General features: G+C 58.9%; 26 protein-coding genes. 17 read left to right on the top strand and 9 right to left on the bottom strand.

Annotation, left to right across the window (positions count from 1 at the left end):
- Window positions 1-35: 35 nt before the first annotated feature.
- From pspB to tyrR, 6 genes are all read left to right on the top strand, one after another.
- Window positions 36-260: an envelope stress response membrane protein PspB gene (gene pspB, locus E7738_RS05460; protein WP_058769745.1), complete on the top strand. Its 225-nt coding sequence runs from the start codon at window positions 36-38 to the stop codon at window positions 258-260.
- Entirely contained in the window at window positions 257-604 is a 348-nt protein-coding gene (pspC, locus tag E7738_RS05455) for an envelope stress response membrane protein PspC (RefSeq protein ID WP_058758492.1), read from the top strand. Before pspB ends, pspC begins: the two co-directional genes overlap by 4 nt.
- Before the next feature lie 48 nt (window positions 605-652).
- The gene (pspD, locus tag E7738_RS05450; RefSeq protein ID WP_058769747.1) at window positions 653-901 is read left to right on the top strand and encodes a phage shock protein PspD; all 249 of its coding nucleotides are present in this window, start codon (window positions 653-655) and stop codon (window positions 899-901) included.
- Window positions 882-2279, top strand: coding sequence for a YcjX family GTP-binding protein (locus E7738_RS05445; RefSeq protein WP_394516185.1), 1398 nt, complete (start codon window positions 882-884; stop codon window positions 2277-2279). Before pspD ends, E7738_RS05445 begins: the two co-directional genes overlap by 20 nt.
- Window positions 2276-3349, top strand: a complete 1074-nt coding sequence (locus E7738_RS05440; protein ID WP_394516184.1) for a YcjF family protein — start codon at window positions 2276-2278, stop codon at window positions 3347-3349. Before E7738_RS05445 ends, E7738_RS05440 begins: the two co-directional genes overlap by 4 nt.
- Window positions 3350-3562: 213 nt before the next feature.
- Complete coding sequence (gene tyrR, locus E7738_RS05435; RefSeq protein WP_021506133.1) at window positions 3563-5128, top strand: transcriptional regulator TyrR; 1566 nt, start codon at window positions 3563-3565, stop codon at window positions 5126-5128.
- A gap of 58 nt (window positions 5129-5186) precedes the next feature.
- On the opposite strand, the gene tpx is transcribed toward tyrR, so the two are convergent.
- Complete coding sequence (gene tpx / locus E7738_RS05430; RefSeq protein ID WP_394516183.1) at window positions 5187-5690, bottom strand: thiol peroxidase; 504 nt, start codon at window positions 5688-5690, stop codon at window positions 5187-5189.
- Between the two features lie 151 nt (window positions 5691-5841).
- Between tpx and ycjG the strand changes: the two genes are divergently transcribed.
- Window positions 5842-6828 carry an L-Ala-D/L-Glu epimerase gene (gene ycjG, locus E7738_RS05425; protein ID WP_215480279.1) on the top strand — a complete coding sequence of 329 codons (987 nt, stop codon included), beginning with the start codon at window positions 5842-5844 and terminating at the stop codon, window positions 6826-6828.
- Here the strand turns inward: ycjG and mpaA are convergent.
- Window positions 6797-7510, bottom strand: a complete 714-nt coding sequence (gene mpaA, locus E7738_RS05420) for a murein tripeptide amidase MpaA (RefSeq protein WP_215480280.1) — start codon at window positions 7508-7510, stop codon at window positions 6797-6799. The genes ycjG and mpaA overlap by 32 nt on opposite strands.
- 188 nt (window positions 7511-7698) lie before the next feature.
- Between mpaA and E7738_RS05415 the strand changes: the two genes are divergently transcribed.
- The 3 genes from E7738_RS05415 (at window position 7699) to E7738_RS05405 (ending at window position 10884) form a co-directional block, all read left to right on the top strand.
- A complete protein-coding gene (locus E7738_RS05415; protein WP_215480281.1) occupies window positions 7699-9318 on the top strand; it encodes a peptide ABC transporter substrate-binding protein in 1620 nt (539 codons plus the stop codon).
- Between the two features lie 128 nt (window positions 9319-9446).
- On the top strand, window positions 9447-10430 hold the full coding sequence (gene zntB, locus E7738_RS05410; RefSeq protein ID WP_021506128.1) for a zinc transporter ZntB: 984 nt from the start codon (window positions 9447-9449) through the stop codon (window positions 10428-10430).
- A gap of 307 nt (window positions 10431-10737) precedes the next feature.
- The gene (locus E7738_RS05405; RefSeq protein WP_021506127.1) at window positions 10738-10884 is read left to right on the top strand and encodes a hypothetical protein; all 147 of its coding nucleotides are present in this window, start codon (window positions 10738-10740) and stop codon (window positions 10882-10884) included.
- A 53-nt stretch (window positions 10885-10937) separates the two neighbouring features.
- On the opposite strand, the gene ttcA is transcribed toward E7738_RS05405, so the two are convergent.
- Window positions 10938-11873 (bottom strand): tRNA 2-thiocytidine(32) synthetase TtcA, encoded by a 936-nt coding sequence (gene ttcA / locus E7738_RS05400; RefSeq protein ID WP_021506126.1) that lies wholly within the window; start codon window positions 11871-11873, stop codon window positions 10938-10940.
- 325 nt (window positions 11874-12198) lie between these two features.
- Between ttcA and iraP the strand changes: the two genes are divergently transcribed.
- Window positions 12199-12564 (top strand): anti-adapter protein IraP, encoded by a 366-nt coding sequence (iraP, locus tag E7738_RS05395; RefSeq protein ID WP_010618425.1) that lies wholly within the window; start codon window positions 12199-12201, stop codon window positions 12562-12564.
- Between the two features lie 146 nt (window positions 12565-12710).
- Window positions 12711-12911: a DUF2767 family protein gene (locus E7738_RS05390; RefSeq protein WP_010618426.1), complete on the top strand. Its 201-nt coding sequence runs from the start codon at window positions 12711-12713 to the stop codon at window positions 12909-12911.
- A gap of 77 nt (window positions 12912-12988) precedes the next feature.
- Here E7738_RS05390 and E7738_RS05385 read toward each other — a convergent pair whose 3' ends face one another.
- Window positions 12989-13645: an MgtC/SapB family protein gene (locus tag E7738_RS05385; protein WP_136546796.1), complete on the bottom strand. Its 657-nt coding sequence runs from the start codon at window positions 13643-13645 to the stop codon at window positions 12989-12991.
- 188 nt (window positions 13646-13833) lie between these two features.
- Between E7738_RS05385 and E7738_RS05380 the strand changes: the two genes are divergently transcribed.
- Complete coding sequence (locus tag E7738_RS05380; protein ID WP_021506124.1) at window positions 13834-14106, top strand: putative hemolysin; 273 nt, start codon at window positions 13834-13836, stop codon at window positions 14104-14106.
- A 15-nt stretch (window positions 14107-14121) separates the two neighbouring features.
- On the opposite strand, the gene E7738_RS05375 is transcribed toward E7738_RS05380, so the two are convergent.
- Window positions 14122-15114 carry a 2-hydroxyacid dehydrogenase gene (locus tag E7738_RS05375; RefSeq protein ID WP_059008751.1) on the bottom strand — a complete coding sequence of 331 codons (993 nt, stop codon included), beginning with the start codon at window positions 15112-15114 and terminating at the stop codon, window positions 14122-14124.
- A 165-nt stretch (window positions 15115-15279) separates the two neighbouring features.
- Here E7738_RS05375 and E7738_RS05370 point away from each other — a divergent pair, with 165 nt between their 5' ends.
- The 3 genes from E7738_RS05370 to E7738_RS05360 are packed head-to-tail and all read left to right on the top strand — an operon-like array spanning window position 15280 to window position 18415.
- Window positions 15280-17898, top strand: coding sequence for a YdbH family protein (locus E7738_RS05370; protein ID WP_394516182.1), 2619 nt, complete (start codon window positions 15280-15282; stop codon window positions 17896-17898).
- On the top strand, window positions 17895-18083 hold the full coding sequence (locus tag E7738_RS05365; protein WP_394516181.1) for a YnbE family lipoprotein: 189 nt from the start codon (window positions 17895-17897) through the stop codon (window positions 18081-18083). Before E7738_RS05370 ends, E7738_RS05365 begins: the two co-directional genes overlap by 4 nt.
- A gap of 11 nt (window positions 18084-18094) precedes the next feature.
- Window positions 18095-18415, top strand: a complete 321-nt coding sequence (locus E7738_RS05360; protein ID WP_394516180.1) for a YdbL family protein — start codon at window positions 18095-18097, stop codon at window positions 18413-18415.
- A 78-nt stretch (window positions 18416-18493) separates the two neighbouring features.
- Here E7738_RS05360 and azoR read toward each other — a convergent pair whose 3' ends face one another.
- Window positions 18494-19093 carry an FMN-dependent NADH-azoreductase gene (gene azoR, locus E7738_RS05355; RefSeq protein ID WP_021506120.1) on the bottom strand — a complete coding sequence of 200 codons (600 nt, stop codon included), beginning with the start codon at window positions 19091-19093 and terminating at the stop codon, window positions 18494-18496.
- A gap of 254 nt (window positions 19094-19347) precedes the next feature.
- Here azoR and hrpA point away from each other — a divergent pair, with 254 nt between their 5' ends.
- Window positions 19348-23244 (top strand): ATP-dependent RNA helicase HrpA, encoded by a 3897-nt coding sequence (hrpA, locus tag E7738_RS05350; RefSeq protein ID WP_394516179.1) that lies wholly within the window; start codon window positions 19348-19350, stop codon window positions 23242-23244.
- A gap of 1 nt (window position 23245) precedes the next feature.
- Here hrpA and E7738_RS05345 read toward each other — a convergent pair whose 3' ends face one another.
- The 3 genes from E7738_RS05345 to E7738_RS05335 form a co-directional block, all read right to left on the bottom strand.
- Window positions 23246-24052: a trypsin-like serine peptidase gene (locus E7738_RS05345; protein ID WP_021506118.1), complete on the bottom strand. Its 807-nt coding sequence runs from the start codon at window positions 24050-24052 to the stop codon at window positions 23246-23248.
- A 278-nt stretch (window positions 24053-24330) separates the two neighbouring features.
- The gene (gene asr, locus E7738_RS05340; RefSeq protein ID WP_071813568.1) at window positions 24331-24807 is read right to left on the bottom strand and encodes an acid resistance repetitive basic protein Asr; all 477 of its coding nucleotides are present in this window, start codon (window positions 24805-24807) and stop codon (window positions 24331-24333) included.
- Window positions 24808-25009: 202 nt separating this feature from the next.
- Window positions 25010-26497 (bottom strand): carboxypeptidase M32, encoded by a 1488-nt coding sequence (locus tag E7738_RS05335; RefSeq protein ID WP_394516178.1) that lies wholly within the window; start codon window positions 26495-26497, stop codon window positions 25010-25012.
- Window positions 26498-26503: the final 6 nt, after the last annotated feature.

The raw sequence follows: 26503 nt of genomic DNA, 5'->3' as shown, positions 1-26503 counted from the left end.
CCCGGATTGCCGGGTGTACTGAAAAAGGAGAGTCAATGAGCGCACTATTTCTGGCCATACCGTTAACGATCTTCGTGCTGTTTGTGGCACCGATCTGGTTATGGCTGCACTACAGCAACAAACGCAACGGCGGGGCGCTTTCGTCCGGTGACCTGCAGCGCCTGCAGCAGCTGACGCAGGAAGCGCGCCGCATGCGTGACCGGGTCGAGGCGCTGGAAGCGATCCTCGATGCCGAACACCCGAACTGGAGGCAGCCATGATGAACGGACGCAAACTGTGGCGTATTCCGCAGCAGGGCAAAGTGCGCGGCGTATGTGCCGGGCTGGCCGAGTACCTGGATATTCCGGTGCGGCTGCTGCGTGTGATTGTGGTGCTGTCGCTGTTTTTCGGTCTGTTTATGATCACCGTGACCGCCTATTTTATCCTCGGCTACGTGCTGGATGAAAAACCGCTGGACGCACCCTCTGAGCGCACACCAACGGCGCGCGAACTGCTGGATGAGCTGGAAAATACGCTCACCGCGGATGAGCGTAACGTACGCGATATTGAGCGTTACGTGACCTCAGAAACCTTCAGCGTACGCAGCCGTTTCCGCCAGATTTAATCCCTGTCGCGGGCCCGTCAGCGGGTCCGCTGCTCTAAGAGAGGCGCTATGCATACGCAACGTTTTACTGCTCTGCGCCGCCGCGCAACGCCTGCGTTGAAGTCGGCGGGAAAATTCATCATCATCAGTGCAGTAACCTATGCGCCCGGCGGCCTGGCCGGCTGGGCAGTGAAATCGGTGGCGCGCCGTCCGCTGCGCCTGTTGCTGGCGGCCGCCCTGGAACCGTTGCTGAGTAAGGCGTTTAACCGCCTGTCGGCACGTTTCATCAGGGAGAGCGATGAAAAGACTGCAAAATGAGTTGATGGGGCTGATGAACCGCGGCGTGGATCGTCATCTGCGCCTCGCCGTCACCGGCCTGAGCCGCAGCGGCAAAACCGCCTTTATCACCTCGCTGGTTAACCAGCTGCTCAATGTCCACAGCGGCGCGCGTCTGCCGCTGTTTTCCGTGGTGCGCGAAGAGCGGCTGCTGGGCGTGAAGCGCGTGCCCCAGCGTGAGCTGGGTACGCCGCGTTTTACCTATGACGAAGGGCTGGCCCAGCTGTACGGCACGCCGCCGATGTGGCCGACCCCGACGCGTGGCGTCAGCGAAATGCGCCTGGCGCTGCGCTACCGGCCGGATCGGTCTCTGCTGCGCCATTTCAAAGATACCGCCACCCTTTACCTCGAAATTGTCGATTATCCCGGCGAGTGGCTGCTCGATCTGCCGATGCTGGCGCAGGATTATCTCAGCTGGTCACGCCAGATGGTCGGCCTGCTGCAGGGCGATCGTCAGCAATGGGCCGCGCGCTGGCACAGCCTGAGCGCCGATCTCGACCCGTTCGCGCCCGCCGATGAAAACCGCCTGGCGGAGATCGCCGCGGCCTGGACCGACTACCTGCATCAGTGCAAAACCGAAGGATTGCACTTCATCCAGCCGGGACGTTTTGTGTTGCCGGGTGACATGGCTGGCGCGCCGGCACTGCAGTTTTTCCCGTGGCCCAACGTCGATGAACAGCAGGCCGGCAAGCTGTTACAGGCGCCGGCCGGCAGCAATTTCGCCATGCTGCAGCAGCGTTTCCACTACTACTGTCAGCATGTGGTGAAAGGGTTTTATAAAAATCACTTCCTGCGCTTCGATCGCCAGATCGTGCTGGTCGATTGCCTGCAGCCGCTCAACAGTGGACCGCAGGCGTTCAACGACATGCGGCTGGCGCTGACCCAGCTGATGCAAAGTTTTCACTATGGCCAGCGCACGCTGTTCCGCCGTCTGTTCTCGCCGGTCATCGATAAGTTGCTGTTTGCCGCCACCAAGGCCGATCACATCACCGCCGATCAGCACGCCAATATGGTGTCGCTGCTGCAGCAGCTGGTGCAGGACGCGTGGCAGAACGCCGCGTTTGAAGGCATCAGCATGGATTGTCTGGGGCTGGCGTCGGTGCAGGCCACCGAGAGCGGGCTGGTGGATCATCGCGGGGAAAAACTGCCGGCGCTGCGCGGTCATCGCCTCGCTGACGGCGAACCACTGACCTTTTATCCGGGCGAAGTGCCGCCGCGCCTGCCAGGCAATAGCTTCTGGCAGCAGCAGGGGTTTCAGTTTGAACAGTTCCGGCCGCAGCAGCTGGATGTCGATCGGCCGTTGCCGCATATCCGCATGGATGCTGCGCTGGAATTTTTACTGGGAGATAAATTGCGATGAGCGACGAAACGCCACTCAAACCACGGATAGATTTTGCCCGCCCGTTGCAGGAGCCGGCGGAGCCAACATTGCGTGCAGCACACACCTTCAGCAGCGACGCGCAACAGGGGTTTCTGGTGACGCCTGACGCGGAGCCGCTGGAAGAAGGCGCTGGCGAGAAAGTGGTGGAAGCCGCGCTGCGGCCAAAGCGCAGCCTGTGGCGCAAAATGGTGGGCGTCGGGCTGGGTATCTTTGGCATTAGCGTGGTGGCGCAGGGCGCCCAGTGGCTGCACGATGCCTGGCTGACGCGCGACTGGTTTGCACTGGGCAGCGGCGTGGCCGGTGGGCTGATTATCGCCGCTGGCGCGGGCGCGCTGATTGGCGAATGGCGTCGGCTGTATCGTCTGCGTCAGCGGGCGGAAGAGCGGGACGTTGGCCGTAAGCTGCTGGCCAGCCACGGCATCGGCAAAGGCCGGGCGTTCTGTGAAAAGCTGGCGCGCCAGGCGCAGCTGGATCAGGCGCATCCGGCACTGCAGCGCTGGCACGCGGCGCTGCACGAAACCCATAACGACCGCGAAATTGTCACGCTGTATGCCCAGCTGGTGCAGCCGGTGCTGGACCGTCAGGCGCGGCGCGAAATCAGTCGCCACGCGGCAGAATCGACGCTGATGATTGCCGTCAGCCCGCTGGCGCTGGTGGACATGGCGTTTATCGCCTGGCGCAACCTGCGGCTGGTGAACCGTATCGCGGCCATCTACGGTATTGAACTCGGCTACTTCAGTCGCATCCGGCTGTTCCGGCTGGTATTACTGAATATGGCGTTTGCCGGTGCGTCAGAGCTGGTGCGCGAAGTGGGTATGGACTGGATGTCGCAGGACATCGCCGCCCGTCTCTCGGCGCGTGCGGCGCAGGGCATCGGTGCCGGGCTGCTCACCGCCCGACTGGGGATCAAAGCGATGGAATTATGCCGTCCGCTGCCGTGGCTGGCGGAGGACAAACCGCGGCTCGGCGATTTCCGCCGTGAACTGGTGGGACAGCTTAAAGAATCGCTGGCCAAAAGCGGTGATAAAGCAGGTCAGGCTGCTAAATAATCTCACCATGTCTGCCTTTCACGCTGCCGATGGCGTGAAAGGTGAAATTATCTGTGCCCAGAGTGATTTCTGGCGGGATTATTGTTGGTTGTTCCGCTACACTTCTCTTCGTCACCTGCCTCAGAGTGTCAACTTTTCATGACAGAACCCTTCTGAGGCGCTGCAAGTTAGCGTATTATCTCTAAAATCAAAACCTGACTAAGGCTCATCGCAATGCGTTTGGAAGTTTTCTGCCAGGACCGTATCGGTCTGGCGCGCGAGCTACTCGACCTGCTGGTTGCCCGTAATATTGACCTGCGTGGCATTGAAATTGCCTCGCTGGGCCGCATCTACCTCAACTTTTCTGCGCTGGAATTTGACGCATTCAGCAACCTGATGGCGGAGATTCGCCGTACACCGGGCGTGACAGACGTTCGCACCGTGTCTTTCATGCCGTCTGAACGTGAACATCGCGCGCTGAGCGCGCTGCTGGTGGCGATGCCCGAGCCGGTGTTCTCCCTCGACCTGAAAGGTAAAGTCGAACTGGCGAATCCGGCGGCGCAGAACCTGTTTAACCTTGACGAACAGAAGATTCGTAACCAGAACGCCGGCACGCTGATTGCCGGCTTTAATTTCCAGCGCTGGCTGGAGAGTGAACGTGTTGACGCGCAGGCGCAGCATGTGGTGATCCAGGGGCGTGATTTCCTCATGGAAGCGCGCCCGATCTATCTGGCGCAGGAAGATGAACAGAACGACCAGCCGGTAGGCGCGATGATCACCCTGAAATCCACTGCACGCATGGGGCGGCAGTTGCAGAACCTCAGCGTCACCGATGACTCCGAATTTGATCACATCGTGGCGGTAACGCCGAAAATGCGTCAGGTGATCGACCAGGCGCGCAAGCTGGCGATGCACGATGCGCCGCTGCTGATTGTCGGCGACACCGGCACCGGTAAAGATATGCTGGCGCGCGCCTGCCATCTGCGCAGCGCACGCGGTAAAAAACCGTTCCTGGCGCTCAACTGCGGCTCGATCCCGGATGACGTCGCTGAGAGCGAGCTGTTTGGTCACGCGGCGGGCGCGTATCCCAACGCGCTGGAAGGCAAGAAGGGCTTTTTTGAGCAGGCGAACGGCGGCTCGGTGCTGCTGGATGAAATCGGCGAGATGTCGCCGCGCATGCAGACCAAACTGCTGCGCTTCCTGAACGATGGCACCTTCCGCCGCGTCGGCGAGGATCATGAAGTGCATGTGGATGTGCGCGTGATCTGCGCCACGCAAAAGAATCTGATTGAGCTGGTGCAGCGCGGTGAGTTCCGCGAAGACCTGTTCTATCGTCTGAATGTGCTGACGCTGAATCTGCCGCCGCTGCGCGAACGTCCGCTGGATATTCTGCCGCTCACCGAAATGTTTGTGGCGCGCTTCGCCGATGAGCAGGGACTGCCGCGCCCGCGTTTGTCACCGCAGCTGACGCCGTTCCTGACGCGCTATAACTGGCCGGGCAACGTGCGCCAGTTGAAAAATGCGCTGTATCGCGCGCTCACGCAGCTGGAAGGTTATGAACTGCGTCCGCAGGATATCGTGCTGCCGGAGCAGGCGCTGGATGTGTCGCTGGGCGAAGAGGCAATGGAAGGGTCGCTGGATGAAATTACCAGCCGTTTTGAGCGTTCAGTGCTGACTCGTCTCTATCTGTCGTATCCCAGCACGCGTAAACTGGCGAAACGCCTTGGGGTGTCACACACCGCGATTGCCAACAAGCTGCGCGAATATGGCCTTGGTCAGAAACGCAGCGAAGGCGAATAATCCGCGTTCTGCATGAACAAGCCGTCTGTGACAGACGGCTTTTTTATCAGCAGTAACCTTACTTCAGCGCTGCCAGTGCCGCTTCATAGTTCGGCTCTTCGGTGATTTCATTCACCAGCTCGCTGTACAGCACCTTATCGTTCTCATCCAGCACCACCACGGCGCGGGCGGTCAGGCCTTTCAGCGGGCCATCGGCGATCGCGATGCCGTAATTTTCAATAAATTCTGCACCGCGCAGCGTAGACAGCGTCACTACGTTATTGACGTTCTCGGCGCCGCAGAAGCGCGATTGCGCAAAAGGCAGATCGGCAGAGATGCACAGCACCACGGTGTTGTCAGCTTCGCCAGAACGCTCGTTGAATTTGCGCACCGACGCGGCGCACACGCCGGTATCAATGCTTGGGAAAATGTTCAGAACTTTGCGTTTGCCTGCATACTGAGAAAGGGACACATCACTGAGATCTTTCGCTACCAGGTTGAACGGTTTTGCCTGCTCGCCAGCCTGCGGGAAGTGGCCGGCAACCGGCACCGGATTGCCCTGAAAGTGAACATTCTGCGACATACAATTTCCTTTTAACGATGAAAAATCTGGCGTTAACCCCACCAGAACAGGTATAGCGTTTGTTTATGACATAAATTTTAAGGGTTTACGAGCCTAATTCAACGTGGAGCTGCACCAGCACGTTATGACGTCATGGATTTGAGGAGTCAGTATGAGAACAGTGAAAAGTTATCCGGAAGCCTGGCCGCTGCACTCGCCATTTGTGATTTCGCGCGGCAGCCGCACCGAGGCGCACGTGGTGGTGGTGGAGATTGAGCAGGATGGCCTCAAAGGGATTGGCGAGGCCACGCCCTATGCGCGCTATGGCGAAAGTGAGGCTTCGGTGCTGCAACAGATTGCTTCACAGCTTGGTGCGTTACAAAACGGCATGACGCGGGCAGCGCTGCAACAGGCGTTGCCGGCCGGTGCCGCGCGCAACGCGATTGATTGCGCGCTGTGGGATCTGGAGCGCCAGCAGCAGCGCACCAGCCTGGCGGCGCTGTGTGAGGCGGTGCCGGCACAGGAGATCGTCACGGCGCATACCGTCAGCATCGATACGCCAGAAGCGATGGCCAGCAGCGCGCTGGCGCTGTGGCAGCACGGCGCGCGCCTGCTGAAAATTAAGCTGGATAACCATCTGATCAGCGAACGGCTGGTGGCGATCCGCAGTGCGGTGCCGGACGCCACGCTGATCGTCGATGCCAATGAATCCTGGCAGGCAGAAGGGCTGGCGGCGCGCTGCCAGCTGCTGGCGGATTTGCAGGTGGCAATGCTGGAGCAGCCGCTGCCTGCCGTGCAGGATGCGGCGCTGGCCCATTTTATCCATCCGCTACCGATCTGTGCGGATGAGAGCTGCCACACGCGCGACAGTCTGGCAGCCCTGCACGGGCGCTACGACATGGTGAATATCAAACTGGATAAAACCGGTGGGCTGACCGAAGCGCTGGCACTGGCCACGGCCGCGCGCGCGCAGGGATTTGCCATCATGCTGGGCTGTATGTTGTGTACCTCACGCGCCATTCGCGCCGCGCTACCGTTAACGCCGCAGGCCACGTTTGCTGACCTCGACGGTCCGACGTGGCTGGCGGCCGATGTGGAACCGTCGCTGCACTTCTCGCACGGCGTGCTTAAGACGACGGCTGCCAGCGCAGCAGGTTGATCATCGCATCAAGATACACCTCGGTGGCTTCGTCCACCGAGATGGCGGGCATTTCGGCGGTGATGCAGGGCAGACTGAGATCGGCGCACCAGCTGCCAAACGAGCCCGGCGTGGCGTAGCCGACGCTACTCACCACCGGCAGACCGGTTTGTTCCGCCAGCCAGCTGGCCAGCGGGCTGTGGTGCGGATCATCAATACAGGCCAGCGGTTCGTGCCAGGAGACGACCCAGCGCGGTCGGATACGATGAATCAGCTGGCACAGTGCGGCGGTTTCCGGCTCTGACGCTGGTGCGTTTCCGGTTGAGAGTAGCACATCGCGCGCGTCGGCCACGCTGTTCCAGCGATAGACGGTATCGCCCGCTTGCCAGTTGGCGGCAGGGAAGTTGCGGTTGAGATCGATACCGTTGACATTGGCGCGCAGCCCGAGCTGGCAGCCATCCGGATTGACCGCCAGAATCACATGATGACGCCGCAGCGTGTCCGGCAGCGTGCGCATGGCGGCAGAGAGCGTGGCCACCGCCGCGTTTTCATCGCCGTGGGTGCCGGCGATAATCAGTCCGCTGTCCTCGTCGGCCGCCGGTGCTGGAAACCACAGCAGCGGCGCACCCAGCACCGATTGTCCATACTGTTGCCAGACGGCGTCCAGCTTACCGCGCAGCGGGCGCGGGTGGTGTGTCGACATAACCTTCCTCTCTGTCATGCATCGCGTTCAGCCGCAAAAATTGTGAGCTGCCATCCAGCCTCAACATAACGGTAAACAGCAGACGGGGAAATAGCTATTTATCAATCAGCGATTTGCGATAAAGTGCGAAAAGTTGCTGGCGACGCATTGGTTTGGCCGTCGCCCTTTTTTCGGGTCAAGGAGTCGTGATGAAACTAACTTTCCGCACCACGCTGGCCGCGCTCATCATCAGCAGCGCTCTCTCATCCGCCTATGCCGCCAGTGTGCCTGCCGGGGCGCAACTGGCCAGCAGCCAGGAAATCGTGCGCCATATCAAAGATGAACCGGCCTCGCTTGATCCGCTCAAAGCGGTCGGTCTGCCGGAGATTCAGGTGCTACGCGATCTGTTTGAAGGGCTGACTAACCAGGACGCGCAGGGCAAAATCGTGCCGGGCGTTGCGCAGAGCTGGAGCAGCAACGACAACAAAACCTGGCTGTTTACGCTGCGCAAAGACGCACGCTGGTCTAATGGCCAGCCGGTGACCGCACAGGATTTTGTCTATAGCTGGCAACGTCTGGTCGATCCTAAAAACAGTTCGCCTTTCGCCTGGTTTGCTGCGCTGAGCGGCATTGATAATGCTGAAGCCATCACCAAAGGGCAGATGAGCCCGGACAAGCTGGGCGTCGTGGCTACCGATGAAACGCACCTCAAGGTGACATTGTCACGTCCGCTACCGTGGTTCCCCAGCATGGTGGCTAACGTGGCCATGTTCCCGGTGCCGCAAAAGGTCATCGCGCAAAACGGCGATGGCTGGACTGCGCCGGGTAAACTGGTGGGCAACGGCGCTTATCAATTGCAGGAGCGTGTGGTTAACGAAAAGATTGTGCTGGTGCGCAACCCGCACTACTGGGATAACGCCCATTCGGTGCTGACTAAAGTGACCTTCATTCCCATCAATGAAGAATCCAGCGCCACCAAGCGTTACCGCGCCGGGGATATCGATATCACGGAATCCTTCCCGAAAAATATGTACGGCCTGCTAAAAAAAGAGCTGCCGGGGCAGGTGTATACGCCGGATCAGCTTGGCACCTACTATTACGCGTTTAATACGCAGAAAGGGCCGACGGCGGATGTGCGGGTGCGTAAGGCGCTGTCATGGAGCATTGACCGCCGCATCATCGCGGAAAAAGTGCTGGGCACCGGCGAGAAACCGGCATGGCACTTCACACCGGACGTCACCGCCGGCTTCACGCCGCAGCAGAGCTATCTGCAGCAGCACAGCCAGCAGGAACTGAATGCGCAGGCCAAAGCCCTGCTGACCGCCGCCGGTTACGGCCCGGCTAAACCGCTGCACCTGACGCTGCTGTATAACACCTCTGAAAGTCACCAGAAAATTGCGATTGCGGTGGCCTCGATGTGGAAAAAGAATCTCGGCGTTGACGTGACATTGCAGAACCAGGAGTGGAAAACCTATATCGACAGCCGCAACAGCGGTAATTTCGATGTGATTCGCGCTTCGTGGGTGGGCGATTACAATGAGCCGTCGACCTTCCTCAGCCTGCTGACCGCCAGCCACAGCGGCAATATTTCCCGCTTCAGTAACGCTGAATATGACGCGGTGTTGAGTAAAGCCAGCAATGAAACCAGCGTGGCGGCGCGCAATGCCGATTACAACAAAGCCGAGCAGATCATCGCTGACCAGGCGCCGATTGCGCCGATCTACCAGTACACCAACGGGCGGCTGATCAAGCCATGGGTTAAGGGCTATCCCATCACCAATCCGGAAGACGTTGCCTACAGCCGGGAATTGTGGATTGAAAAACACTGACGCTGAACCGCCACGGAGGGCGGTGAACGATCCGGTTGCGCTGTCATTTTTACTCACACCCTGGTAATTGCAACTGTCCCGCGCCGCGCTAGACTGTATCGTATTGTTTTTGCTAGTGAGGCGAGTACGTGAACGTCATTGAAGGAAAAGCGCTGCAGGTGTCGGATGCGATTGTCGCCTGCCAGTTCGACGGCAAGGGTGGCGTTATCGCCATTGAAGATAAAGATGTCATCAACTGCGAGCGTCACTGCTGGCTACACCTGAACTATACCCAGCGGCAAAGCGCCGACTGGTTGCAGCACACGCCGCTTATTCCTGATGCGGTGCGGGATGCGCTGGCCGGTGACAGCATGCGACCGCGCGTGACGCGTCTCGGTGACGGCTTTATGATCGTGCTGCGCAGCGTGAATCATAATGCCGATTCGCGCCCGGACCAGCTGGTGGCGATGCGGGTATTTATCAATGACAAGCTGATTGTTTCTACCCGCCGTCGCAAAGTGTATGCCATCGATGAAGTGCTGACCGATCTGCAAAACGGCAACGGCCCGGTGGACGGCGGCAGCTGGCTGGTGGACGTCTGCGATGCGCTCACCGATCACGCCAGCGAATTCATTGAAGAGATGCACGATAAAATTATCGCGCTGGAAGATGCGCTAATGGATCAGCAGGTCCCGGCGCGCGGTGAGCTGGCGCTGCTGCGTAAACAGCTGATTGTAATGCGCCGCTATATGGCGCCGCAGCGTGATGTCTATGCGCGGCTGGCAAGCGAGAAACTGCCGTGGATGAGCGATGACGATCGCCGCCGTATGCAGGATGTCGCGGATCGGCTGGGGCGCGGGCTGGATGACCTCAATGCGGGCGTGGCGCGTACCGGTATTCTGGCGGATGAAGTGGCCTCGCTGCTGGCGGAATCCATGAACCGGCGCACTTACACCATGTCGCTGATGGCGATGATTTTCCTGCCTGCCACGTTTCTCACCGGGCTGTTTGGCGTCAATCTCGGTGGCATTCCCGGTGGCAGCTGGCCGCACGGCTTTACCATGTTCTGCGGGTTGTTACTGGTGATGGTGCTGGGGGTCGCGCTGTGGCTGAAACGCCGCAACTGGCTGTGATGTTATCAGGGGGTTATCTGCAGGTCATGAACGGGTAATTGTGGCGGTGCAGGGGAGAAAAGCGGAAAAAACCTGATCGACATCAATAAGCGCATAGCCCAACCGGGGCAAACTCTCTCCCGCAGGTGAATGCAACGTCAAGCGATGGGCGTTGCGCTCCATATTGTCTTACTTCCTTTTTTTGAATTACTGCATAGCACATTTGATTCGTACGACGCCGGCTTATCCGCCGGCTTTTTTTTGCCGTTTGGCTTGCTGCCGCATCCTTTCCTATGCTTAACAGACATTCAGCGAACAGGAGAACGGCATGCGCATGATTCACGCCAGCGAACCTATCCCGACCGATCCGCCACCGATTCCCGAACCCGTGCCGCAACCGCAGCCCATTCCCGAGCCTGAGCCGCCGCACGATCCTGAATTTCCGCCGATTAGCGATCCTCCGCCGCACCGCTAATAAAAAAGGCGCGTTGCCGGAGCGACGCGCCTTTATGCTGCAAAGTCACCGCGTTATTTAATTTCCAGCACGTCGAGGCGAGCGCTCAGGTCCGGCTGATCGTCCTCGTCAGCCTGCCAGCCGACGGGCTGCGCTGGCAGCGATTCGCGATCAAAACCAATGTCCCCGCCGTCAACCACCGCATCACCATGCTTAATGCCTTTGAAATCAAACAGATTAATATCAGCCATATGCGAGGGCACGATGTTCTGCATGGCGCTGAACATGGTTTCAATGCGGCCCGGATAGCGCTTGTCCCAGTCACGCAGCATATCGGCAACCACCTGGCGCTGCAGGTTCGGCTGTGAACCACACAGGTTGCACGGAATGATAGGGTACTGGCGCGCTTCGGCAAACCGTACGATATCTTTTTCGCGGCAGTAGGCCAGCGGGCGAATCACGATATGTTTACCGTCGTCGCTCATCAGTTTTGGCGGCATGCCTTTCATCTTGCCGCCGTAAAACATGTTGAGGAACAGCGTCTGCAGGATGTCATCGCGGTGGTGACCTAAGGCAATCTTAGTGCAGCCCAGTTCAGTGGCGGTGCGATAAAGAATACCGCGACGCAGGCGCGAACAGAGCGAGCAGGTGGTTTTGCCTTCCGGAATTTTTTCTTTAACGATTGAGTAAGTGTCTTCGTTGACGATCTGATACTCCACGCCCAGCGTGTCGAGATAAGCCGGCAGCACGTGTGCCGGGAATCCCGGCTGTTTCTGGTCAAGATTCACCGCCACCAGCGAAAAATTGACCGGCGCGCTCTGCTGCAGGTTACGCAGAATTTCCAGCATGGTGTAGCTGTCTTTACCGCCGGACAGGCACACCATGATGCGATCGCCTTCCTCAATCATGTTGAAATCCGCAATCGCTTCACCGACGTTACGGCGCAGGCGCTTCTGCAGTTTGTTCAGGTTGTACTGCTCTTTTTTATTAACTTCTTGATGTTCAGACATGAATTTCGGTCTCGGTGATCGCTGGTCAGCTGCGGATGTCGCGTTGATGCGGCCCTCGCCAGGCCTGCATTAACCGTGTCCGCGCACGCTGCGGGTCGCTGCGCTGGCCTTTATGGGTGCCGGCTGACCGCAGTCAGCAGGAAAAGTCTGTGGCGTATGGTACGGATTACAGCGCCAAATTCCAGCACGATTTATGGGTTTGCCGGTGATGCGCTCTGTGCGCCGCGCGATCGCGTTCAGAGACCTGTTGCGCTATTCACAATTTTTAGTTTGTCGCGGATTTTGCAAGCGGTACACTGCCTGCTTCCCCAGGGAGGAATAAGCGATGAAAAATGTTGTGTTAAGCATGCTGGCGAAGATTTCACAAATTGATGCCACCACCAAGCAGTTGACCGCGCGCGTTGAGGCTCAGTCGCTGCTGATCGGAGCGCTGGTACTGGCCGTCAGTAAGAAAGGCGGCGTTACTGAAGTTATTGAAAGCGCCAACAAAGCCATCAACATGGTGATTGAGTCAGCCGAGGCTGACGATATGCTTAAGTCGGACGCCGCTATTCTGCTGAGCGAGTTTCAGGATCTGTTGACGATTTCGCGTGCGGTTGACAGCGCCGATGATGTCATCAACCAGCAGGCGCTGGAAGGTATTACTGGTGTAAGCAGCGCCAGCGATGACGACAAAAAGGATCCGTCCTAATCGCGCAGCGCCGCAGTCGGCTACCATTGCGCACATTTTGCCAGCGGTAACTGCATATTTATTGATCTGGGTAAAGATTTCTTCTCACTGCGCTGACAGGATGGATTCAGCGCTTTTTTTAGTTTTTAAAGGTGAGGAGAGGAACAATGCAAACGTACGACATGGTATTTGAGGAGGCGTGCCGGCTGGTGGGGCAATGCTATCTGGAACTGGCGCAGCGCGGTGCCGCTACCGAAAAAGAGGTGCTGGCCAGCGAGTTGCGTAACCTGCAACTGCGTTATCGGGAATTAACCGGCGCGCCTAACCGCGCCGTTGAAATGGCGATTGGACAACTCAAACCCTGCTAACCCAGCCGCCCGGCCTTCAGCGCCGGGCTTTTTATCTTCCATCGACCGCAGCGATTAACCCGCCAGCGCCAGCGCAGTCAAACCATTTCCAGCGACTGCACTCCTTTGATTTCCATCACTTTGTCATAAATGCTGTGCATAGGAAATCTGCGTGACAATGTCACCTCAACGCTCAGCTCGCACAGGCCGCTCTCTTCGTTACGATTGACTACAGCGATGTGGCCATAGCGCAAATTTTCGCGCTGCAGTACCAGCAACACCAGCGGTACGCTTTTGGCTTTGAGATGGACGATGAGGGTGTGATGGCGGCCAATCAGCCAGTGGCTGATACGGCGGAACGTTTCCAGTACCATCAGCGCCAGCACCGTGCCGTAAATACCGATTTCGTACATGCCGCTACCGATCACCAGGCCAATCGCGGCGGTCACCCACAGGCCGGCGGCGGTCGTCAGGCCTTTCACAATCTGCTTTTGAATGATGATGGTGCCGGCGCCAAGAAAGCCCATGCCGCTGACCACCTGCGCCGCAATACGGCTGGGATCCAGCGCCACATGGTCGTTAGTCAGCATATCGGCAAAGCCATATTTTGACACCAGCATGAACATGGCGCTGCCAATGCCGACCAGAATGTGGGTGCGCAGGCCCGCTTCTTTAGCGCGCATCTGGCGCTCCAGGCCAATCAGTCCGCCCAGTATTCCGGCTAACGCGATGCGGATGAGCATGTCGGCTAACATCCTTCCTCCTTATTGATTGATGTTGCGTATGAACAGGCAGAGAAAGAGGCAAAACGCTGCAATCAGGATAATTCTGCTTGCCAACGACGATATTAAATTTTGTAAAAAGCTGTGTCGCCTATCGATCGCGCACCGCTGCTGACATATGCTGGTGCGACTTTTCCGCTCACACTCCCGGAGCCCGACCGATGAAAGCCGCAACTTTACTGCTGGCCGGCGCAGCGCTGTTACTCTCTGCCTGCAGCAGCAACAGCGACAATGAACCGCCGCAACAGGCCACCGCCGCGCACGTGCAGCCGCACGTTGTGATGTCGTCCATGGCAGAAGCCAACTGCAACAGCGCAGGCGGCACGCTGGCGTTCTCGCGTCAGTTAGACGGTTCACGCATCGGGATGTGTCAGCTGGCTAACGGTCGTCGCTGCGACGAACAGGCGCTGATCGGCGGTGCCTGCGCCCGCTAACGCAGGCGCAAAACCTTACGCCTTAACCTGATTCGAACAGGTTTCCCCGCGTGACAGCTGCTGTAAATTACTGAGCGTGGTTTCTGAAATCGCCGTCAGCGCTTCGGCGGTGAGAAAGGCCTGATGGCCGGTAAACAGCACGTTGTGGCAGGCCGACAGGCGGCGGAATACGTCGTCCTGAATCACGTCATTCGACTTGTCTTCAAAAAACAGGTCGCGTTCGTTCTCATACACGTCCATGCCGAGCGAGCCGATTTTCTGCTGTTTCAGCGCCTCAATCGCCGCCTGTGAATCAATCAGCCCACCGCGGCTGGTATTGATAATCATCACGCCATCTTTCATCTGGCTGAACGCCTGCGCGTTGAGCAGATGGTGGTTTTCCGGCGTCAGCGGACAGTGCAGGGTGATGACATCGGACTCCGCCAGCAGCGTTTTCAAATCAACATATTCCGCCCCGAGCGCCAGCGCGGCGTCACTGGGGTACGGATCATACGCCAGCAGACGCATGCCAAAACCTTTCAGGATGCGCATCGTCGCCACACCAATCTTGCCGGTGCCGACCACGCCAGCGGTTTTATTGTGCATGTTGAAGCCGGTCAGGCCGTCCAGCGAGAAGTTGGCATCGCGCGTGCGCTGGTAAGCGCGGTGAATGCGGCGGTTGAGCGTCATCATCAGACCTACCGCGTGTTCCGCTACCGCTTCCGGCGAGTAAGCGGGCACGCGCACCACCTGCAGTCCCAGCGCGGCTGCGGCGTCGAGGTCGACGTTGTTGAAACCGGCACAGCGCAGCGCGATATATTTCACGCCCAGCGCCGCCAGCTCCTCCAGCACCGCTTTGCTCCCGTCATCGTTAACGAAGATACAGACCGCATCACAGCCAGCGGCGTTTTTCGCCGTGGTTTCGCTCAGCAGGAAGTCAAAAAACTGCAGCTCAAATCCGTAGCCTTCGTTAACGTGCTCGAGGTATTTCTGGTCGTAATGCTTGGTGCTGTAAACCGCAACTTTCATTGTTTCGCTCCTGAAAAATGTTACGTCGGTATCACATCAGGATAACGTTTTCCGCGTCATTTTGCTGTTCTTCAGCCAGACTAAAGCGGTAACGCCTTCATTTGCCGGGCGTAACATGCCATCATCTCTGTCAGGATTGGGTAAAGAACAGGAACGTTAACAGCCATGACGCGGGGCCTCCGTCGACTACTTGCTGCGCTACTGGCGCTGATACTGCTGCTGCTGGGATTGCTGCTGACGCTGACGCACTGGCTGCCGCGGCTGGCAGGTATCTGGCTGCCGGAAAATACCCGCGTCGAGCTACACGGCGCGCCGCACTGGCAGCAGGGCCGGCTGGTGTTTCCTGATGTGCGCTATCTGGCCGGTGACTGCCTGCTGGCGCAGGTCGCCGACGTGGGGCTTGGCCGGACGCAACAGCGCTGGCAGCTTGATGCGCGCGAGGTGGCGCTCAACAGCGATTGTCTGCAGGCGCTGCCGCACAGTGCCACGCGCGATGCGCCGCGCAGCCTCGCAGAGTGGCAGCAGATGCTGCCCGGCGCGGATATCCATCTGCAACAGCTCAGTATTTTGCCATGGCAGCAATATGCCGGCCGCTTCGATCTGACTTTAGACAAAGACCTTCAGCAGCTGCGTTATCAGGGCGACAACCTGCGCGTCGCCGCGCGCCTGCAGGGGCAGCAGCTGCACATTGATCAGCTGCAGCTCAGCCATCTTTTACTGCCGCAACCGGTCGAACTGCATGGCAATCTGACGCTGCCAATGTTTGCCGATGGCCTGCCGGTGGCGGGTGAGCTCAGCGGTGCGCTTAACCTGACGCAGTGGGCGCAGCCGCTGGCGCTGACGCTCAACTGGCAGCAGCAGCAGGGCGAACTGGTGGTGCGCCAGCAACAGGAACCACAGCCGTTGTTACAGCTGCCGTGGCAGGTCGATGCACAGCAAATCCGCATCACTGCCGGTCACTGGCGCTGGCCATTCGGGTCGCAGCCGCTGTCGGGCGGCGTGGCGCTAACGCTGGATGACTGGCAGCAGGGGCTGGAACAGACGCAGATCCGCGGCCGCTTCAATTTACTGACCGCCGGACGCGGCGGGAAAGGCAACCTGGTACTGAGCGTTGGGCCGGGCAAGCTGAGCCTGACTGACAGCGCACTGCCGTTCCAGTTAACCGGCGAAAGCAAGTTTGCCGACCTGCAGCTGTACGGCACCATTCCCGGACAATTACATGGCATGCTCAGCGATCCGCAGCTCAGCCTGCAGCCTGGCGCACTGCTGCGCCTGCGCGGACGCTTACTCTCGACGCTGGAAGTGGATGAAGCGCGCTGGCCGCTGGCCGGCGTCAGCGTCGCTTCGCGCGGCATCAACGGCCGGTTACAGGCGATTCTCAACGCGCACGACCCCAGTTTCGGCCGCTTCAGGCTTCATCTCGACGGACGCGCCAGCGACTTCTGGCCAGACAGCGGACGCTGGAACTGGCGTTACTGGGGCGAAGGGGTGATGGCGCCGCTTAGCGCCAAATGGGATGTGAAGGGCACCGGCAGCTGGCACGACACCCTGATCAGCCTCGATACGCTGAACACCGGGTTTGATCAGCTGGCGTACGGCATGGTGCAGGTGGATAAGCCGCGCCTGACGCTGACCGCGCCGGTGCGCTGGCAGCGCGATGTGGCACAGCCGGCGTTTAACGGCGGGTTTGCGCTGCGTTCCGGCCAGACGCGCTTCAGCTACGGTGGCTGGCTGCCGCCGTCCGAACTGCGTTTCGATGCCAAAGGGCGCGACCCGGGGCATTTTCTGTGGCGCGGTCAGCTCACCGCTGAAGACATCGGACCGCTGCGCGTGCATGGCCGCTGGGACGGCGAGCGGCTGCGCGGCGAAGCCTGGTGGCCGGCGCAGTCGCTCAGTGTCTTTCAGCCGCTGCTGAGCAGCGATCTGAAAATGCGTATTCAGTCTGGCGAACTGCGCGCGCAGATGGCCTTTTCTGCCGCCAGTGGCCAGGGGTTTGAGGCGGGCGGTTTCTGGGCGGTGAAACAGGGCAGCGTGTGGATGCCGGACAGCGAAATCAACGGCATCGATTTTAACCTGCCGTTCCGCCTGAAAGATCATCAGTGGCAGCTGGGGCGCCGCGGGCCGGTGTCGCTGCGCATCGCCGAAGTGAAAAACCAGTTTGCGCTGCAGAACATTACCGCGGATCTGCAGGGCCACTATCCGTGGCAGGAGCGCCAGCCGCTGACGCTCAGCAACGTCAATCTCGATCTGCTCGGCGGGCACGTCAGCATGCCAGCATTGCGTTTACCGCAGCATCAGCCTGCCCGGATTTCGCTGCGTGACATTGATCTCAGCCGGCTGGTGACGGCGCTCAAACCGAAGCAGTTTGCCATGTCCGGTAAAGTGAATGGCGAATTGCCGCTGTGGGTGAACAATCCGCACTGGCTGATCGAAAAGGGCTGGATCGCCAACAGCGGCCCGCTGACATTCCGCATGGACAAAGACATGGCGGATGCGATTGTCAGCAATAACGTGGCCGCCGGGGCGGCGATGGACTGGCTGCGCTACATGGAGATTGCCCGTTCGTGGGCGACGCTGGATCTGGATAACTTCGGTAACCTGATTCTGCAAAGCGAGGTGAAAGGCACCAGCCAGTTCAGTAACCGCCGCCAGTCCGTCAATCTTAATTACCGTCATCAGGAAAACCTGTTCCAGCTGTGGCGCAGCCTGCGCTTTGGCGATAATTTGCAATCCTGGGTGGAGCAAAACGCCACCCTACCATCCAACAAGGATCCGAAACCATGAGCCTGAGGGCATTACTGGTGCTGACAGCGGGACTGCTGCTGCTGGGCTGTGTGCCGCGCATCGAAGTCGCCGCACCCAAAGAGCCAATCACCATCAACATGAACGTAAAAATCGAACATGAAATCCACATCAAGGTGGATAAAGACGTCGAAGCGCTGCTGAAGAATCAGAGCGGACTGTTTTGAGGAGAGGCTCGATGAAACGCAAGGGGATAGCGCTGTGGCTGGCGTTTTTGCTGGTACCGTCGGCCTGGGCGCTGACGCTGGATCAGGCGCGCCAGCAGGGGCGCGTGGGCGAAACGCTGAGCGGTTACATCGCCGCTCGTCAGCAGGATGACGAGACGCTGGCGCTGGTTAAGCGCATCAATGACGGCCGCAGCCAGCAGTATCAGCGCGTGGCGCAGCAGAACAATCTCACCACCGCCGAGGTGGCGCGCATCGCCGGCGAGAAGCTGGTTAACCGTGCCGGCAGCGGCGAATATGTGCGCGGGATCAATGGCCAGTGGGTGCAGAAATAGCTGCTTCCACGATAGCGCAGGCATAAAAAAGCCGGGCACTCAGGCCCGGCAAGACAGATAGCATTGTTTTAATGATGATTACGCAGCAACAATCTGTTTGATGGCGTCTTTGGCATCGCTGGCGGCTTTGGTTGCCACTTCCGGGCCGTAGGCAATGCCTTCGGCGAACACGAAGTCAACGTCGGTGATGCCGATGAAGCCGAGGAACAGTTTCACGTACGGAGTCAGCAGGTCAGTCGGGGTGTCTTTGTGAATGCCGCCACGGCTGGAGAGGATCACCGCACGTTTGCCTTTCACCAGACCTTCCGGGCCTGCTTCGGTGTAGCGGAAGGTGACGCCGGCACGGGCAATCAGGTCAAAGTAGTTTTTCAGCTGAGTAGGAATGTTGAAGTTGTACATCGGAGCGGCGATAACCACGGTATCGTGCGCCTGCAGTTCAGCAATCAGTTCATCGGACAGGGCCAGCGCGTCCTGCTGACGTGGCGACAGCGGCGCGTCTGAAGGACGCAGGGCGCCAACCAGTTCACCGTCCAGTACCGGAATCGGCTGGGCAGCCAGATCGCGTACCGTGACTTCGTCGCCTTTGGCGCGGGCTTCATCAGCGTAGAAGTCTGCCAGCTGGTTAGACTGTGAATAACCGGCAAGGATGCTTGATTTCAGAACTAAAACTTTGCTCATGGTATTTTCCTGTACGTTACGCGGTTGGCTTACCGCTCAATGCGTTACACTCTACGGAGTTCGTCCGGCAGGTAAAAGCGCAATATTTCGAGGCCTATGTTCGAAATTATTGAATAAGGTGGCACGTCCGGTCAGGTGAGATGTTCCAATCTGTGCTAAGATGGCGGGCATTAATCGATTGAATCCGCCGGAAAATTCTGCCCGGCGCCGAGCCGTAAGTGCCGGCTCACTGCAACAACAGGTAATTCATCACTATGTCATCATCCGTTACGTCACCTCTGGCCCCCCTCTGGTCGCGGCTCGATAACCTGATGCTGCGCGACCGCAAAGCGCTGCAGCGTCGTCTGCACGGGGCGGCAAAAGTGAAAAATCCCGCGGCGCAGCAGGAAATTATGGCTGAGCTGGAGCCGGTGTTCGCCGCGGCAGAACAGCGCGTGGCGCAGCGCGCCGCCGCGACGCCGCGCATTACGTTTCCGGACAATCTGCCGGTCAGCCAGAAGCAGCAGGACATCGCCGACGCGATTCGCGATCATCAGGTAGTGATTGTCGCCGGTGAGACCGGCTCAGGTAAAACCACCCAGTTGCCAAAGATCTGTCTGGCGCTCGGGCGCGGTGTGAAAGGGCTGATTGGGCATACGCAGCCGCGTCGTCTGGCGGCACGCACCGTGGCGAACCGCATTGCCGAAGAGCTGGAAACCACGCCCGGCGGCACCGTCGGTTACAAGGTGCGGTTTAACGATCAGGTCAGCGAAACCACTCAGGTCAAACTGATGACCGACGGTATTCTGCTGGCGGAAATTCAGCAGGATCGTCTGCTGCTGCAGTATGACACCATCATCATCGATGAAGCGCACGAACGCAGTCTGAACATCGATTTCCTGCTGGGTTACCTGCGCGAACTGCTGCCGCGTCGCCCCGATCTGAAAGTGATCATCACCTCCGCGACCATCGATCCGCAGCGCTTCTCGCGCCACTTCAATAATGCCCCGGTAATCGAGGTTTCGGGCCGCACGTATCCGGTCGATGTGCGCTATCGTCCGGTGGTGGAAGATGCCGAAGACACCGAACGCGATCAGCTGCAGGCAATTTTCGATGCGGTTGACGAACTGAGCAGCGAAGGGCGCGGCGATATCCTGATCTTCATGAGCGGCGAGCGCGAAATTCGCGATACCGCCGATGCGCTGATGAAGCGCGATTTACCGCACACCGAGATTCTGCCGCTCTATGCGCGCCTGTCCAACGCCGAACAGAACCGGGTGTTCCAGGCGCACAGCGGCCGCCGCATTGTGCTGGCGACCAACGTCGCTGAGACCTCGCTCACCGTGCCGGGCATTAAATATGTCATCGATCCGGGCACCGCGCGCATCAGCCGTTACAGCTACCGCACCAAAGTGCAGCGTCTGCCGATCGAGCCGATCTCGCAGGCGTCGGCTAACCAGCGCAAAGGGCGCTGCGGCCGCGTGTCGGAAGGGATCTGTATTCGCCTCTATTCGGAGGATGATTTCCTCAGCCGCCCGGCGTTTACTGACCCGGAAATTCTGCGTACCAACCTGGCGTCGGTGATTTTGCAGATGACGGCACTTGGACTGGGCGACATCGCCGCATTCCCGTTCGTCGAAGCGCCGGATAAGCGCAATATTCAGGACGGCGTGCGCCTGCTGGAGGAGCTCGGCGCGATTACCCTGAGCGACGAAGGTGCGTACAAACTGACGCCATCCGGGCGCAGCCTGGCGCAGCTGCCGGTCGATCCGCGGCTGGCGCGCATGGTGCTGGAAGCGCAGAAATTTGGCTGCGTGCGCGAAGTGATGATTATTGCCGCTGCGCTGTCGATTCAGGATCCGCGCGAGCGTCCGGTGGAGAAACAGCAGGCATCTGACGAGAAACACCGGCGTTTTGCCGACAAAGAGTCAGACTTTCTCGCTTTCGTTAATCTGTGGAACTACCTGCAGGAACAGCAGAAAGCGCTGTCCGGCAACCAGTTCCGCCGCCAGTGTAAAAGCGATTATCTCAATTACCTGCGCGTGCGCGAATGGCAGGACATCTACACCCAGCTGCGTCAGGTGGTGCGGGAACTGGGCATGCCGCTCAACAGCGAGCCGGCACCGTACCGTGAAGTACACTGCGCGCTGCTCACCGGTTTGCTGTCGCACATCGGTCAGAAAGATGCGGAAAAGCAGGAGTTTACCGGCGCACGCAACGCGCGTTTCGCTATTTTCCCCGGTTCCGGCCTGTTTAAGAAGCCGCCTAAATGGACCGTGGTGGCGGAACTGGTGGAAACCAGCCGCCTGTGGGGCCGCGTTGCGGCGCGCATCGATCCGGAGTGGATCGAACCGCTGGCCCAGCATCTGCTGAAGCGCAGCTACAGTGAACCGCACTGGGAGAAAGCGCAGGGCGCAGTCATGGCCACCGAGAAAGTTACGCTGTACGGGCTGCCGATTGTACAAGCGCGTAAGGTCAATTACAGCCGCATCGATCCACAACTCAGCCGGGAGCTGTTTATTCGTCATGCGCTGGTGGAGGGCGACTGGCAGACGCGTCACGCTTTCTTCCGCAACAACCTGAAACTGCGCAGTGAAATCGAAGATCTGGAGCACAAATCGCGGCGGCGCGACATTTTAGTCGATGACGAGACGCTGTTTGCGTTTTACGATCGCCGCATTGGCAGCGAGGTGGTCTCAGCACGTCACTTTGACAGCTGGTGGAAACAGGCCAGTAAGGACAATCCGGATCTGCTGAGCTTTGATAAGCAGATGCTGATCAAAGACGGCGCGGAGAAGGTCAGCCAGCTGGATTACCCGAATTTCTGGCATCAGGGCAACCTGAAACTGAAGCTCAGCTACCAGTTCGAACCGGGGGCCGATGCGGATGGCGTGACGGTGCACATCCCGCTGCCGCTGCTCAACCAGGTCGACGAAGCCGGTTTCGAGTGGCAGATCCCCGGCGTGCGCCGCGAGCTGATCATCGCGCTAATCAAGTCGCTGCCCAAGCCGGTGCGACGCAACTTTGTGCCGGCACCCAACTACGCCGAAGCCTTCCTTGCCCGCGTGACGGCGCTGGAGCAGCCGCTGCTGGATGCGCTGGAGCGTGAGTTCCGCCGCATGTCTGGCGTCACCATTGAGCGCGACGCCTGGCAGTGGGATCAGGTGCCCGATCACCTGAAAATGACCTTCCGCGTGGTGGATGAGCACAACCGGAAGCTGCAGGAAGGCAAAGACCTGCATCAGCTGAAGCAGTTGCTGAAGGGCAAGGTGCAAGAGACGCTGTCCAACGTGGCGGATGACGGGCTTGAACAGCGCGGATTACACCTGTGGAGCTTCGGTGATTTGCCGCAAAGCTACGAGCAGAAGCGCGGCAATTATCAGGTCAAAGCCTGGCCGGCGCTGGTGGATGAAAAAGACAGCGTCGCGATTCGCCTGTTTGACAGTGAACGCGAGCAGCAGAAGATGATGTGGCGCGGCCAGCGGCGGTTATTGCTGCTGAACATCCCTTCGCCGATCAAGTATCTGCACGAGAAGCTGCCAAACAAAGCCAAGCTCGGGCTCTATTTTAATCCGTACGGCAAAGTGCTGGAGCTGATAGATGACTGTATCGCCTGCGGCGTGGATAAGCTGATGGCGGACGCCGGTGGGCCGGCGTGGCAGCAGGAAAACTTCGAGCAGCTGCGCGATAAAGTACGCGCTGAACTCAACGACACGGTGGTGACCATCGCCAGCCAGGTCGAGCAGATTCTCACCAGCGTGTTCAACATCAACAAGTTCCTCAAGGGGCGGGTGGACATGACGCTGGCACTGGCGCTGGCGGATATCAAAACGCAGCTGAGCGGCCTGGTGTATCGCGGTTTTGTCACCGGCAACGGCTATCAGCGGCTGGGTGACACACTGCGCTATCTGCACGGTATTGAGCGCCGGCTGGAGAAGCTGCCGGTCGATCCGCACAGCGATCGGGCGCGGATGCTGAAAGTGCAGGCGGTAGAGCAGGCGTGGCAAAGCTGGCGCAACAAGCTGCCGCCGCAGCGTCAGGACGATGAAGAGGTTCAGGCGATCCGCTGGATGCTGGAGGAGCTGCGCATCAGTTATTTTGCGCAGCAGTTGGGCACGCCGTATCCCATCTCCGACAAACGTATTCTGCAGGCGATGGAGCAGCTGGGCTGACTTATTGCGCCAGCGCTTCCAGCTTATCTTTAAAGGATGTAACGGCAATGGCGCGGTTATCGGCGCGATAACGATCGGCCGGTGCTGGCGCCGAGCTCTGTACCGCAATCAGTTGCCACTCGCCGTCGCGCTTCAGCAGCAGCGGTGAACCGCTGTCGCCGGGCAGGGTGTCGCACTGGTGCGACAGCACGGCACGCTGCGCCCAGCCGGTGATCAGGCAATCGCTGTGCGAGTAGAGCGTATCCAGATGATCAGCGGGATAACCGGCCTGTGTCACTTTGCGGTCGGTGGTTTTCAGCGCGGCGGTTAAATCGCTGCGCGAACCGTCAAACAACGGAATCGGCACGATACCGGACGGCGGATTGTGCAGAATCACCAGGCCGTAATCGTAAGGTGCCGCGTCTGGCGGCACGATCCAGCCTTCACCATCCGCCTGCAGACGCCGCGCCAGCGAAGGCTCCACGCGCGCGTCAATATCATGAATTTCGTAACGCCAGCCTTTGGCACCCGCCATAAAGCGCAGCGCGACTGGCTTGTCGAATTTGCCTGGGGGCGTCAGTAAGCAGTGTCCGGCCGTCAGCGCCAGATGGGCCGAAATCAACGTGGCACTGCACAGATTGCCGCTTTCCGTCTCTAACTGACCAATGGCATCCCACGGCGCCGCACTGACGTCGGTAATGGCTTTACGATGATCTTTGCCGAAGAACAGGGTCTTAATCTCTTCCGGGCTGGGGCCGTCTTCATCATCGGCATGTGCTGTGAGGTTAAAGCTAAAAAGACCTACAAATAACAGGATAGCCAGGCGCATAGTTCTCTCAATGGCGAGAATAAATAGAGGTTATGGTCATCACGCTTGAGCGATAACTATAGTCGGTGAGCGGTAAAAAAGGGAGAAATATTGGAGTAATCAGCACGCTACAACGACTAGATAAAAAAGCTGGCCGCAATAATGCCGCACAGAATCATGACAATCAGGATAATTTCGAAGCGATAGCGACGCACCATTTTTCGCTACTCCAGTAAATAAACACCCGGCAGAACCGGGTGTTTTCAATCATTAATGCGGTGTTGGCGCGCAAGGCAACCTTATTTAGCAGCTTTTTTCGCTTTGTGGTGCTTTTTAGCAGCCTGAGCTTTCTGAGCAGCAGGTTTGGTTACTTTTTTGTGGTGCTTTTTAGCAGCCTGAGCTTTCTGTGCAGCTGGCTTGGTGGCTTTGTGGTGTTTTTTAGCAGCCTGGGCTTTCTGAGCAGCTGGCTTGGTGGCTTTCTTGTGGTGCTTTTTAGCGGCCTGGGCTTTCTGAGCAGCTGGTTTGGTGGCTTTCTTGTGGTGCTTTTTAGCCGCCTGCGCTTTCTGAGCCGCTGGTGCTTTCTTCTCTACTTTCTTGTGCTTTTTGGCAGCCTGCGCTTTCTGAGCAGCGGCTTTTTTGTGGTGAACAGCTTTGTGCTTAGCCGGTGCAGCGGTAGTTGCAGCAGCAGCAGGAGCAGCAGTTGTTGTCTCAGCAGCGAAGGCTACAGAAGACAGACCCATAGCAGCGGCGATCACCAGCGCAAATAATTTTTTCATTGCAAAACCCTCGAACTATTTTTTCATGTGTAGCCCACTGCGGGGCCGGTGAATGCACTATATGTAAAACAATTCGTGCCTTCAGTGAGGGAATGGTATCGGCGTGTAACGGATTGTACAAAGCAGGAAAACCGGGCGAGGGCGCTGCAATCGCGGGCGACTGTACGGGTAAAAAACGGCGGCCAGCCCGGCCGCCGCACGGTTATGCAGAGAGATAACGCTGTTCCAGATGCTGACGGAAATAGTGTGGGTTGAGCGCTTCGCCAGTGGCGTTGACCAGCAGCTGCTGCGTTGGGAAGCGGCTGCCGTGCTGCCAGATGTTCTGCTGCAGCCAGTCAAACACCGGTTGCAGTTCACCCTGCTGAATCAATTGGTCCACCTGCGGAATGGCGCGTTTTACCGCCTGGAACAGCTGAGCGGCGTACATCGCACCCAGCGTGTAGGTCGGGAAGTAGCCGAAAGCACCGTCGGTCCAGTGAATATCCTGCATACAACCGTCGCGGTAATTACCACGCGTATCGATACCCAGCGACTGCTGCATTTTTTCATCCCACAGCGCCGGAATATCCTCGACTTCAATCTCGCCTTCAATCAGCGCCCGCTCGATTTCGTAACGTAAAATCACGTGGGCCGGATAGCTCAGCTCGTCGGCATCGACGCGAATGAAGCCCGGCTGCACGCGCTGGGTCAGACGAATAAAATTGTTGCGCTCCAGCGCCGGCTGGTCGCCCATCAGCGCCACTACCTGGGGATGAATATGCTGCAGGAACGCGTGGCTGCGCCCCAGCTGCATCTCCATAAACAGGCTTTGCGATTCATGCATCGCGGTCGAGCGCGCCAGCGCCACCGGCTGTCCGCGCCACTGCTGTGGCAGATTCTGCTCATAGCGCGCATGGCCGGTTTCGTGGATCACGCCCATCAGCGCGCTGAGAAAATCGTTTTCGTTGTAGCGTGTGGTGATACGCACATCTTCCGGTACGCCGCCGCAGAACGGGTGGGCGCTCACGTCCAGCCGGCCGTGATTAAAATCAAACCCTAACGTAGCCATCACGCTCAGGCCGAGCTGTTTCTGCGATTCAATGGCGAAGGGGCCGACCGGCTGGGCAATCGGCGTTGCCTGCTGGCGGGCTACCGCTTTTTGCAGCAGATCCGGCAGCCAGCTTTTCAGATCGCCAAAAGTGCTGTCGAGCTGCGCGCTGGTCATGCCTGGCTCAAACACATCCAGCAGCGCATCGTAGCGTGATACGCCGAGCGCATCGGCGCGCAGCTGTGCCTCTTCGCGGCTCAGCTTCACCACTTCTTTCAGGTTAGCGCTGAAGCCCTGCCAGTCATTGGCCGGACGCTGACTGCGCCACGCGTGTTCACAGCGCGAGCCGGCCAGCGATTTGGCTTCCACCAGCGAGGCCGGCAGCAGCGTTGCCTGGCGCCACGCGCGCTGCATTTCGCCCAGGTTGGCCAGCTCCACATCGTTCAGCGACTCCTGTCCGGCGGCGTCAAACAGCCCGCCGAGGCGCTTGTCGGTCAGCAGCTCGTGCATAAATACGCTCAGCTCTGCCATCGCTTCTCCACGCGCCTGGCTGCCGCCCGGCGGCATGGTGGTTTGCATATCCACGCCGGCAATCGCGCCCAGATGGCCAAAACGCGCCAGGCGCTGAAAGGTGCGGCTAAGTTCCTGATAAGCTGCAGTCATGTAACA

This window comes from Pantoea sp. SGAir0430 (genome assembly GCF_043549295.1).
The sequence above is the reverse complement of the archived record's forward strand: the minus strand, read 5'-3'. Positions and strand labels throughout refer to the sequence as shown.

What these genes read in the sequence shown, in the direction of transcription:
- tpx (WP_394516183.1), bottom strand. Translation starts at nt 5,690, where the DNA reads ATGTCGCAGAATGTTCACTTTCAGGGCAATCCGGTGCCGGTTGCCGGC.
- E7738_RS05445 (WP_394516185.1), top strand. Translation starts at nt 882, where the DNA reads ATGAAAAGACTGCAAAATGAGTTGATGGGGCTGATGAACCGCGGCGTG.
- tyrR (WP_021506133.1), top strand. Translation starts at nt 3,563, where the DNA reads ATGCGTTTGGAAGTTTTCTGCCAGGACCGTATCGGTCTGGCGCGCGAG.
- hrpA (WP_394516179.1), top strand. Translation starts at nt 19,348, where the DNA reads ATGTCATCATCCGTTACGTCACCTCTGGCCCCCCTCTGGTCGCGGCTC.
- E7738_RS05335 (WP_394516178.1), bottom strand. Translation starts at nt 26,497, where the DNA reads ATGACTGCAGCTTATCAGGAACTTAGCCGCACCTTTCAGCGCCTGGCG.
- E7738_RS05405 (WP_021506127.1), top strand. Translation starts at nt 10,738, where the DNA reads ATGCGCATGATTCACGCCAGCGAACCTATCCCGACCGATCCGCCACCG.
- E7738_RS05380 (WP_021506124.1), top strand. Translation starts at nt 13,834, where the DNA reads ATGAAAGCCGCAACTTTACTGCTGGCCGGCGCAGCGCTGTTACTCTCT.
- E7738_RS05440 (WP_394516184.1), top strand. Translation starts at nt 2,276, where the DNA reads ATGAGCGACGAAACGCCACTCAAACCACGGATAGATTTTGCCCGCCCG.
- E7738_RS05375 (WP_059008751.1), bottom strand. Translation starts at nt 15,114, where the DNA reads ATGAAAGTTGCGGTTTACAGCACCAAGCATTACGACCAGAAATACCTC.
- mpaA (WP_215480280.1), bottom strand. Translation starts at nt 7,510, where the DNA reads ATGTCGACACACCACCCGCGCCCGCTGCGCGGTAAGCTGGACGCCGTC.
- iraP (WP_010618425.1), top strand. Translation starts at nt 12,199, where the DNA reads ATGAAAAATGTTGTGTTAAGCATGCTGGCGAAGATTTCACAAATTGAT.
- E7738_RS05415 (WP_215480281.1), top strand. Translation starts at nt 7,699, where the DNA reads ATGAAACTAACTTTCCGCACCACGCTGGCCGCGCTCATCATCAGCAGC.
- azoR (WP_021506120.1), bottom strand. Translation starts at nt 19,093, where the DNA reads ATGAGCAAAGTTTTAGTTCTGAAATCAAGCATCCTTGCCGGTTATTCA.
- asr (WP_071813568.1), bottom strand. Translation starts at nt 24,807, where the DNA reads ATGAAAAAATTATTTGCGCTGGTGATCGCCGCTGCTATGGGTCTGTCT.
- E7738_RS05370 (WP_394516182.1), top strand. Translation starts at nt 15,280, where the DNA reads ATGACGCGGGGCCTCCGTCGACTACTTGCTGCGCTACTGGCGCTGATA.
- E7738_RS05390 (WP_010618426.1), top strand. Translation starts at nt 12,711, where the DNA reads ATGCAAACGTACGACATGGTATTTGAGGAGGCGTGCCGGCTGGTGGGG.
- pspC (WP_058758492.1), top strand. Translation starts at nt 257, where the DNA reads ATGATGAACGGACGCAAACTGTGGCGTATTCCGCAGCAGGGCAAAGTG.
- pspD (WP_058769747.1), top strand. Translation starts at nt 653, where the DNA reads ATGCATACGCAACGTTTTACTGCTCTGCGCCGCCGCGCAACGCCTGCG.
- E7738_RS05360 (WP_394516180.1), top strand. Translation starts at nt 18,095, where the DNA reads ATGAAACGCAAGGGGATAGCGCTGTGGCTGGCGTTTTTGCTGGTACCG.
- E7738_RS05365 (WP_394516181.1), top strand. Translation starts at nt 17,895, where the DNA reads ATGAGCCTGAGGGCATTACTGGTGCTGACAGCGGGACTGCTGCTGCTG.
- pspB (WP_058769745.1), top strand. Translation starts at nt 36, where the DNA reads ATGAGCGCACTATTTCTGGCCATACCGTTAACGATCTTCGTGCTGTTT.
- E7738_RS05345 (WP_021506118.1), bottom strand. Translation starts at nt 24,052, where the DNA reads ATGCGCCTGGCTATCCTGTTATTTGTAGGTCTTTTTAGCTTTAACCTC.
- ttcA (WP_021506126.1), bottom strand. Translation starts at nt 11,873, where the DNA reads ATGTCTGAACATCAAGAAGTTAATAAAAAAGAGCAGTACAACCTGAAC.
- E7738_RS05385 (WP_136546796.1), bottom strand. Translation starts at nt 13,645, where the DNA reads ATGTTAGCCGACATGCTCATCCGCATCGCGTTAGCCGGAATACTGGGC.
- ycjG (WP_215480279.1), top strand. Translation starts at nt 5,842, where the DNA reads ATGAGAACAGTGAAAAGTTATCCGGAAGCCTGGCCGCTGCACTCGCCA.